Consider the following 9021-nt stretch of genomic DNA (forward strand, 5'->3'; position numbering starts at 1 on the left):
CCGCTCCCCCGCCCCGGCTCCGCCCACCCGGACGGGGTGCGGACTTGCGTGCTGCAACCACCCGTCATATCGTTGCTTGCACACACCAATCGCTGACTCGAGGTCGTCATGGCAACCGCCACCGCGTGCGCCGAGCTCGTCGCCGTCTTCCCGCACCTCATGCGGGCCCGGCGGCACCTCGCCGGCGCAGCGTCCCTGCCCACCACCGCCGCCCTGGCCGTCGTGCACCAGCACGGCAGCCCGCGCATGACCGAGGTCGCCGAGAACCTCGGCCTGGACCTGTCCACCGTCAGCCGCCACGTGGCGCACCTGCGCGCCAAGGGGCTGCTGGAGGCCTCCCCCGACCCCGACGACGGCCGCTCCCAGCGGCTCACCGTCACCGGCGCCGGCGAGGCGGAGCTGAACGCGCAGCGCGACCGCGTCGTCGCCGCTCTCGTGGCGGGCCTGGCCGACTGGGACGACGCTGAGATCGGTGACCTCACGCGGTTGCTGCAGAAGTTCGCCGACACGACCGCACAGGAGAAGACCTTGCAGAGGAACGCATGAGCACGACCACCGCGCCGCCGACGGCGGCCCCCGTGAAGATGACCCACAGCCAGATCCTCGAGGCGCTGTCCGGGCTGCTGCTCGGCATGTTCGTCGCGATCCTCTCCTCGACGGTCGTCTCCAACGCCCTGCCGACCATCGTCGCCGACCTGGACGGCACCGAGTCCAGCTACACCTGGGTCGTCACCGCCGCCCTGCTGGCCACGACGATCTCCACCCCCATCTGGGGCAAGCTGTCCGACACCTTCTCCAAGAAGCTGCTCGTGCAGATCGCCCTGGTGCTGTTCGTCCTCGCCTCCGCCGTGGCGGGGCTGTCCACCAGCATGGGCATGCTCATCGCGCTGCGCGTCGTGCAGGGCATCGGCGGCGGCGGCCTCATGGCCCTGGCGCAGGTCATCCTCGCCACGATGGTCAGCCCCCGCGAGCGCGGCCGGTACTCCGGCTACCTGGGCGCCACCTTCGCCGTCGCCACCGTCGGCGGCCCCCTCATCGGCGGCGTCCTCACCGAGCACCTGTCCTGGCACTGGTGCTTCTACGTCGGCGTCCCCTTCGCGATCCTCGCCTTCTTCGTGCTGCAGTTCCGGCTCAAGCTGCCCGCGCAGCCCAAGCACGAGGTGCACATCGACTACCTCGGCGCCCTGCTGCTGGCCGGCGGCGTGTCCGCCCTGCTCATCTGGGTCTCGCTGGCCGGCACCGAGTTCGAGTGGGGCTCGTGGTGGACGGCCGGCCTGGTCGCCGGCGGCCTGGTGCTGCTCGCGCTGGCCGTGGTGGCCGAGTCGCGCGCCAAGGACCCGATCATCCCGCTGAAGTTCTTCCGCAACCCCACGATCGTGCTGTCCGCGCTGGCCAGCCTCTTCGTCGGCGTGGCGATGTTCGGCGCGACGATCTTCCTGAGCCAGTACTTCCAGCTCGGCCGCGGGCAGTCGCCGACCCACTCGGGCCTGTCGACCATCCCCATGATCCTGGGCCTGTTCCTGTCCTCCACGATCGCCGGGCAGTTCATCACCCGCACCGGCAAGTGGAAGGGCTGGCTGATCGCCGGCGGCGTCCTGCTGACCGCGGGCCTGGCCCTCATGGGCACCGTCGAGTACGACACGAACTACTGGGTCGTGGCGCCCTTCATGGCCCTGGTGGGCCTGGGCGTCGGCATGATGATGCAGAACCTCGTGCTCGCCGTGCAGAACGTCGCCGCCCCCCAGGACCTCGGCGCCGCCAGCTCCTTCGTGGCCTTCTCCCGCAGCCTCGGCGGCGCGATCGGCGTGTCCGCCCTGGGCGCCGTCCTCGGCCACCGCGTCACCGACCACATCAGGGACGGGATCGCGGCGCTGGACCTGCCCGCGGCGGCCACCGCCTCCCTCGGCGAGGCCGGCGGCGTGCCGGACCTGGCGACGATCCCCGAACCGGTCCGCACCGTGGTGCAGTCCGCCTACGGCTCCGGCATCGCCGACGTCTTCCTCATCGCCGCACCCTTCGCCCTCGTCGCGCTGGTCGTCAGCTTCTTCTTCAAGGAGCGCGCGCTGCGCGGCGACGACGCCGCGACGATGGCCCCCGAGAGCGCCACCGCCACCGGCAGCACCGCCGTGCAGCCGCCCGTGGCCACCGGCGCCGACGGGTCGGGCAGCGCGAGCGGGTCGAACGGGTCCTCGGTGGACGGGAGCGCGGTGGACGGGAGCGCGGTGGACGGCAGCGCGGTGGACGGCAGCGCCGTGCGCGGCGCCGTGCCGGCCCAGGCCGTCCGCACCGACACCGGCCTGTCCGTCTCCGGCACCGTGCGCCACGCCGACTCCCGGGCCCTGCCCGGCGCCGTGGTGACCCTGGCCGACCAGTCCGGCCAGCAGGTGGCGCGCACCTCCACCGACGAGCAGGGCGCCTACCGCATCGACCTGCCCACCGGCGGCACCTACCTGCTCATCGTGGCGGCCCCGCACGTGGCGCCCTCGGCGACGCTCGTGGGCGTGGGCACCGCCCCGGTGCACCGCGACGTGGTGCTCTCCGGCCGCTCGGCGATCACCGGGCGGGTGCTGGCGCACGAGGCCAGCTCCGACCACGACCGCGGCGTGAGCGGCGCGCTCGTCACCCTCACCGACGTCACCGGCCAGGTCGTCGGCTCCACCCGCAGCGGCACCGACGGCGGGTACTCCTTCAGCAACCTCATGGGCGGGTCCTACGTGCTCACCGCCCAGAGCGAGGTGCACCGGCCGCTGGCGCGCAGCGTCGACGTCCCCGACGCCGGGGCGCTGGCCTGCGACCTGCTGCTGGCCGGCGGCGGGCGCCTCACCGGCACCGTCGTCGCCGCCAGCGACGGCCGGCGCGTGCGCGAGGCCACCGTCACCCTCGTCGACGCCGACGGCCAGGTCGTCGGCTCGGTGGTCACCGACGAGGACGGCGGCTACGGCTTCGAGGACCTCGCCGGCGGGCGCTACACGCTGACGGCCGCCGGCTTCGCGCCGGTCGCCACCGGCGTGGACGTCGAGGAGGACACCGTCCGCGCGGTGCAGGTCACCCTCGGCAGCGCCACCGCCGGTGAGCGCGCCGCCGGCGCCGGGGCGCAGCAGTGAGCGGTGAGGACCTCGCCCACCCCGCGGCGGGCACGGCCGGGCGACCGGCCGCGCCCGCCGCGGGCGAGGGGCGGGTGCTGACCCGCGAGGGCTGGCCCGTCGCCGGCGCCTCCGTCACGCTGCTGGGCCCCGACGGCGCCCAGGTGGCGCGCGCGGTCACCGGCGGCGACGGCACCTTCGCCCTGCCGGCCCTGCCGCCGGGCCCGGCCACGATGCTCGTGGCCGCTCCCGCGCACGAGCCGCGCGCCACCAGCGTCCTCGTGCCCGCCACCGGCACCTGGCGCGCCGGCGAGGTGCGCCTGCGCCGCACCGGCGGCGACGACGTGCCCCCGCCGGGGGTGTGGGCGATCGACACCGCCCACTCCTCCATCACCGCCACCGCCCACCACCTGGGCCTGTCGGCGGTGCACGGGCGCTTCACCCGCTTCAGCGGCGTGATCACCGTGCCCGCCGGCGACGTCACCGGCTCGAGCGTGGAGGTGGAGATCGACGCCTCCTCCATCGACACCGGCAACGCCCAGCGCGACGAGCACCTGCGCGCCGCGGACTTCCTGCACGTGGCCGCCCACCCCGCGGTGCGCTTCCGCGCCGGCGGCGTGCGCCGCGCGGGCGAGCGGTGGGTCCTGCCCGGGGAGCTGACCCTGCTGGAGGTCACCCGCCCGGTGGAGCTGGAGCTGACCTACACCGGCTCCGGCCCGGACCCGTGGGGCGGCACCCGCGCGGCGTTCACCGCCACCTGCGAGCTGCACCGCGACGACTTCCGGATGAACTGGAACCAGGCGGTGGGCATCGGCGTGGCGGTCTTCGGCACCACGCTGAAGGTCGCCGTCGACGTGCAGGCCGTGCGCCAGGACGGCTGAGCGGCGCAGGGCCCCGCCCGGCGCGCCACCCGGCCGCCCCACCACGACGAGAGGGCCCCGCCCGTGCTGAGCACGGGCGGGGCCCTCTGTCGTTCGCGGGCGAGGGGTCAGGCCGACTTCTCGCGGCGCTCGCGGCCGCCCTTGCGGGCCGGCGCCTCGCGCGGCACCAGCGTGGGGTTGACGTTCTTGAGCACGACCTCGCGGGTGACGACCACGCGGGCGATGTCGTCGCGGCTGGGCACGTCGAACATCACCGGCAGCAGCACCTCCTCGATGATGGCGCGCAGGCCGCGGGCGCCGGTGCCCCGCAGGATCGCCTGGTCGGCCACGGCCTCCAGGGCGTCCGGGGTGAACTCCAGCTCCACGCCGTCCAGCTCGAACATCCGCTGGTACTGCTTGGCCAGGGCGTTGCGCGGCTCGGTGAGGATGCGCACCAGCGCCTCGCGGTCGAGGTTCTCCACCGACGTGATCACCGGCAGGCGGCCGATGAACTCGGGGATGAGCCCGAACTTCATGAGGTCCTCGGGCATGACCTCGCTGAAGGTGGGCTCGGCCGGGGCGCTGGTGGAGCGCAGCTGCGCCCCGAAGCCCAGGCCCTGCTTGCCCGCGCGGGACTCGATGATGCGGTCCAGACCGGCGAAGGCGCCGCCCACGATGAACAGCACGTTCGTCGTGTCGATCTGGATGAACTCCTGGTGGGGGTGCTTGCGCCCGCCCTGCGGGGGCACGCTCGCGGTGGTGCCCTCGAGGATCTTCAGCAGCGCCTGCTGCACGCCCTCGCCGGAGACGTCGCGGGTGATGGACGGGTTCTCCGACTTGCGGGCGATCTTGTCGACCTCGTCGATGTAGATGATGCCCGTCTCGGCCTTCTTGACGTCGTAGTCGGCGGCCTGGATGAGCTTGAGGAGGATGTTCTCCACGTCCTCGCCCACGTAGCCGGCCTCCGTCAGGGCCGTGGCGTCGGCGATGGCGAAGGGCACGTTGAGCATCTTCGCCAGGGTCTGCGCCAGGTAGGTCTTGCCGCAGCCGGTGGGGCCGATCAGCAGGATGTTGGACTTGGAGATCTCGACGGCGTCGTCGCGGCCCTTGGCCGGCTCCCCCACCTGGATGCGCTTGTAGTGGTTGTACACGGCCACCGCCAGGGACTTCTTGGCGGAGGACTGGCCGATGACGTACTGGTCCAGGAACTCGAAGATCTCGCGGGGCTTGGGCAGCTCCACCAGGCCCAGGTCGTTGGCCTCGGCGAGCTCCTCCTCGATGATCTCGTTGCAGAGGTCGATGCACTCGTCGCAGATGTAGACGCCGGGGCCCGCGATGAGCTTCTTGACCTGCTTCTGGCTCTTTCCGCAGAAGGAGCACTTCAGCAGGTCGCCACCGTCACCGATGCGTGCCACCGACGGATTCCTCTCCTCGTCCTGCTCGACGGGTCCTGCGACCCGGCGGGAGCCGGGCCCCCGGCACCGTCACGACTCCTCCACGCTACCTGTCCGGGAGGTCTGGTGGACTCATTAGACGCCCCCGGGGGACACGGTGCCAGACCGGCCCCCCGGGACGCGCCGGGCGTGCTGCCTAACGGGTGAGGGCCGAGGCCTTGCGGGGCTGCAGCACCTCGTCGATGAGGCCGTACTCGACGGCCTCGGCGGCGGAGAGGAACTTGTCGCGCTCGATGTCCGCGGAGATCTGCTCCGGGGTGCGGCCCGAGTGGCTCGCGAGGGTCTGCTCCAGCCAGGTGCGCATGCGCAGGATCTCGTTGGCCTGGATCTCCAGGTCGGAGGCCTGCCCGTAGCCGCCGCCGGACATGGCCGGCTGGTGGATCAGGATGCGCGAGTTCGGCAGGGCGAAGCGCTTGCCCGGCGTGCCGGCGGCCAGGAGGACCGCCGCGGCCGAGGCGGCCTGGCCCATGCAGTACGTCTGGATGTCCGGACGGATGTACTGCATCGTGTCGTAGATCGCCGTCAGGGCCGTGAACGACCCGCCGGGCGAGTTGATGTACATGATGATGTCGCGGTCGGTGTCCTGGGACTCCAGGACGATCAGCTGGGCGATGATGTCGTCCGCCGAGGCGTCGTCCACCTGCACGCCGAGGAAGATGATGCGGTCCTCGAAGAGCTTGGTGTACGGGTCCGAGCGCTTCATCCCGTAGGAGGTGCGCTCCTCGAACTGCGGGAGCACGTAGCGCGCCGACGGCGCGTGCGCGGTGTCGAAGCGGCTGTGCTGGTCCATCGGGCGGTCTCCCATCTGGGCGGTCGGGTGCGGCGGGAGGTGCAGCGGGGACTGGCCCCCGGTCTCACGCACCGGTGCCACCGCCGCCCTCGACCTCGCTCGTGTGGCCGACGACGTGGTCGATGAGGCCGTAGTCGCGGGCCTGCTCCGCGGTGAACCAGCGGTCGCGGTCGGAGTCCTCGGTGATCCGCTCGTACGGCTGGCCGCTGTGCTTGGCGATCAGCTCGGCCATCTGCTTCTTCGTCAGGATGATCTGCTCGGCGAGGATCTTGATGTCGCTCGCGGAGCCGCCCAGGCCGCCCAGCGGCTGGTGCATCATGATCTTCGCGTGCGGCAGGGCCGAGCGCTTGCCCGGGGCCCCCGCGCACAGCAGGAACTGGCCCATCGAGGCCGCCAGGCCCGTGGCGATCGTCGCCACGTCCGGCTTGATGTACTGCATCGTGTCGTAGATCGACATGCCCGCGGACACCGAGCCGCCGGGCGAGTTGATGTACATGAAGATGTCGGCGTCCGGGTCCTCGGCCGCCAGCAGCAGCAGCTGCGCGCAGATGGCGTTGGCCATCTCGTCGCGGACCTCCGACCCCAGCCAGATGATCCGCTGCTGCAGGAGCCGCTGGTAGACGTTGTCGTCGAGGCCCATCCCCGGCGTACCCGGCGTCCGGGCGTGCTGCGGCGTCACCAGTCCCGGTGCGCCCACGGCGCGCCCGCTGCCGCGGGTCAGGCCCCGGCCCGCTCCTCGCCGTCCTGCGGCTGCCCGGCCGCGGCGTCGGCGGCGGCCTGCGCGTCGTCGCCCACCGGGTCCACGGTCTCGCCGGCCTCGGGCGCGTCGGCCGCGCCCTCGGCGCCGTCCGCGCGCTCCTCGCCGGCGCCCTCGGCGCCCTGGCCGGCCTCGTCGTCGTCCGCGCCCACGAGCTCCTCCAGGTCCACCACGTCGCCCGAGGCGTCCTTGACGGTCGCCTGCTCCATCGCCACCGCCAGCGCCTTGCGGCGGCGCACCTCGGAGACCATGGCGGGCACCTGGCCGGCCTGGTCCACCATCTGCACGAACTGGTTGGGCTCCATGCCGTACTGCTGCGCCTGGCCGACCAGGTACTCCAGCAGCTCCTCCTGCGCCACGCCGACCTCCTCGCGCTCGGCGAGGGCGTCCAGCAGCAGCTGGCTGCGCAGCGCGGCGCGGGTGCTCTCGTCGATCTCCGCGCGGTGCTCGGCGTCCTCCAGGCGGCCCTCGCGCTCCAGGTGCGTGTGGATCTCCGCCTCCACGAGGGACTCGGGGACCGGCACCTCGACGAGCTCCAGCAGCTTCTCCAGGACGCGGTCGCGCGCCTGCAGGCCCTGCTCGAACTTCTTGGACTGCTCCACCTGCCCGCGCAGGTCGGCGCGCAGCTCCTCCAGCGTGTCGAACTCGCTGGCCAGCTGCGCGAAGTCGTCGTCGGCCTCGGGCAGCACGCGCTCCTTGACGGACTGCACCGTCACGGTGATCGAAGCGTCCTGGCCCTTGCGCTCCCCGCCGGCCAGCGGCGCGGTGAAGGTGGTCGCCTCGCCGGCGCTCAGGCCGGTCACGGCCTCGTCCAGGCCCTCGATCATGTTGCCCTGGCCGACCTGGTACGAGATGCCCTTGGCGGTCTCGATCTCCTCGCCGTCGATCTCGGCGCGCAGGTCCAGGGAGAGGAAGTCGCCGTCGCCGGCGGCGCGCTCCACGCCCGTCAGGGTGCCGAAGCGCTCGCGCAGCGAGGTCAGGCGCGCCTCGACGTCCTCGTCGGCGACGGCCACGTCGTCGACGGAGACCTCCACCGAGGACAGGTCCGGCAGCTCCAGGGTGGGGCGCACGTCGACCTCGACGGAGAACTTCAGGTCCCCGCCGGTCTTGGGGTCCGGGGCCTGGGAGACGTCCACGGTGGGCTGGCCCAGCGGGCGCAGGTCCTTCTCCTCCACGGCGCGCTGGTAGAACTTCGGCAGCGCGTCGTTGACGGCCTCCTCCAGCACCGCGGCGCGGCCGAAGCGCTGGTCGATGACGCGCGCGGGCACCTTGCCCTTGCGGAAGCCCGGCACCTGGACCTGGCCCGCGATGGACTTGTAGGCGGCGTCGAGGCTCGGCTTCAGCTCGTCGTAGCCGACCTCGACGGTCAGCTTCACCCGGGTCGGGTTGAGGGTCTCGACGTCGCTCTTCACAGCGGGGATCTCCTGGGGTCTCTCCGCGCCGGGCGGAGGTCGTGGTCAGGCGTGCGGTGCTCCGGGGTGCCCCGGCGCACCGCGGAAGCCTAGCCGTCCGCGCCGGGGCGTCGTCCCGCCCGCACGCGCAGCGCCGCGGCTGCGGACCACCGGGCGGTGGTCGTCGGGGTACCCGGATTCGAACCGGGGGCCTTCCGCTCCCAAAGCGGACGCGCTACCAAGCTGCGCCACACCCCGCGACCCGCCGCGCACGGCGGCGGGTACCGCACCAGGTTACCGCCGCGGACCCGTTAAGCTGGGCGCCGACCGCCGCGCAGCACCCACCGGGTGCCGGCGGCGTCGCGCGGGCGTAGCTCAATGGTAGAGCCCTAGTCTTCCAAACTAGCTACGCGGGTTCGATTCCCGTCGCCCGCTCAGCGCCCGGCCGGGCCCCCCGGGGCCCGGCCGCTCTCGTCCCGGGCCCCCGCCCAGCGCGGCCGCCTCCGCGGGCGCCAGGCGCTCGAGCACCGCCGCGAACTGCCCGGCGCGCAGGTACGAGGGGTTGGCGCCCACCGGCACCCGCACCACCTCCGCGTCGCGGAAGCGCGCGTCCGCCAGCAGCTCCGCGCGCTCCACCGGCACCGCCAGCGGGCGCGCGGCGGGCGTGCGGGCGGCGGGGGAGGTGC

The 9021-nt window shown here is 73.2% G+C and carries 7 protein-coding genes, 2 tRNA genes and 1 pseudogene; 4 read left to right on the forward strand and 6 right to left on the reverse strand.

Annotation, left to right across the window (positions count from 1 at the left end; all coding sequences use genetic code 11):
* Positions 1 to 108 precede the first annotated feature (108 nt).
* The 3 genes from GTR00_RS08220 to GTR00_RS08230 all read left to right on the forward strand — a co-directional run bounded on the left by GTR00_RS08220 (position 109) and on the right by GTR00_RS08230 (position 3964).
* Positions 109 to 546, forward strand: a complete 438-nt coding sequence (locus GTR00_RS08220) for a MarR family winged helix-turn-helix transcriptional regulator (protein ID WP_166611142.1) — start codon at positions 109 to 111, stop codon at positions 544 to 546.
* Entirely contained in the window at positions 543 to 3104 is a 2562-nt protein-coding gene (locus GTR00_RS08225; protein ID WP_205705350.1) for an MFS transporter, read from the forward strand. The genes GTR00_RS08220 and GTR00_RS08225 overlap by 4 nt, the downstream gene beginning before the upstream one ends.
* 74 nt (positions 3105 to 3178) lie before the next feature.
* Positions 3179 to 3964, forward strand: coding sequence for a YceI family protein (locus tag GTR00_RS08230; protein WP_407659659.1), 786 nt, complete (start codon positions 3179 to 3181; stop codon positions 3962 to 3964).
* A gap of 107 nt (positions 3965 to 4071) precedes the next feature.
* Here GTR00_RS08230 and clpX read toward each other — a convergent pair whose 3' ends face one another.
* The 5 genes from clpX to GTR00_RS08255 all read right to left on the reverse strand — a co-directional run bounded on the left by clpX (position 4072) and on the right by GTR00_RS08255 (position 8593).
* Positions 4072 to 5358, reverse strand: coding sequence for an ATP-dependent Clp protease ATP-binding subunit ClpX (gene clpX / locus GTR00_RS08235; protein WP_166611144.1), 1287 nt, complete (start codon positions 5356 to 5358; stop codon positions 4072 to 4074).
* 175 nt (positions 5359 to 5533) lie between these two features.
* Positions 5534 to 6187 carry an ATP-dependent Clp protease proteolytic subunit gene (locus GTR00_RS08240; RefSeq protein ID WP_166611145.1) on the reverse strand — a complete coding sequence of 218 codons (654 nt, stop codon included), beginning with the start codon at positions 6185 to 6187 and terminating at the stop codon, positions 5534 to 5536.
* A 64-nt stretch (positions 6188 to 6251) separates the two neighbouring features.
* Positions 6252 to 6827: a ClpP family protease gene (locus GTR00_RS08245; RefSeq protein ID WP_166611146.1), complete on the reverse strand. Its 576-nt coding sequence runs from the start codon at positions 6825 to 6827 to the stop codon at positions 6252 to 6254.
* Between the two features lie 77 nt (positions 6828 to 6904).
* Positions 6905 to 8356 (reverse strand): trigger factor, encoded by a 1452-nt coding sequence (gene tig / locus GTR00_RS08250; RefSeq protein ID WP_166611147.1) that lies wholly within the window; start codon positions 8354 to 8356, stop codon positions 6905 to 6907.
* Between the two features lie 163 nt (positions 8357 to 8519).
* Positions 8520 to 8593 (reverse strand) — tRNA-Pro (locus GTR00_RS08255).
* Positions 8594 to 8699: 106 nt separating this feature from the next.
* Between GTR00_RS08255 and GTR00_RS08260 the strand changes: the two genes are divergently transcribed.
* Positions 8700 to 8770: transfer RNA gene (locus tag GTR00_RS08260), tRNA-Gly, on the forward strand.
* Here GTR00_RS08260 and GTR00_RS08265 read toward each other — a convergent pair.
* A pseudogene (locus GTR00_RS08265) lies at positions 8738 to 9021 on the reverse strand (hypothetical protein); the annotation flags it as partial. The gene GTR00_RS08260 and the pseudogene GTR00_RS08265 overlap by 33 nt on opposite strands.

Origin of the sequence: Kineococcus indalonis, assembly GCF_009906395.1 — a bacterium.
GTDB classification, from domain to species: Bacteria; Actinomycetota; Actinomycetes; order Actinomycetales; family Kineococcaceae; genus Kineococcus; species Kineococcus indalonis.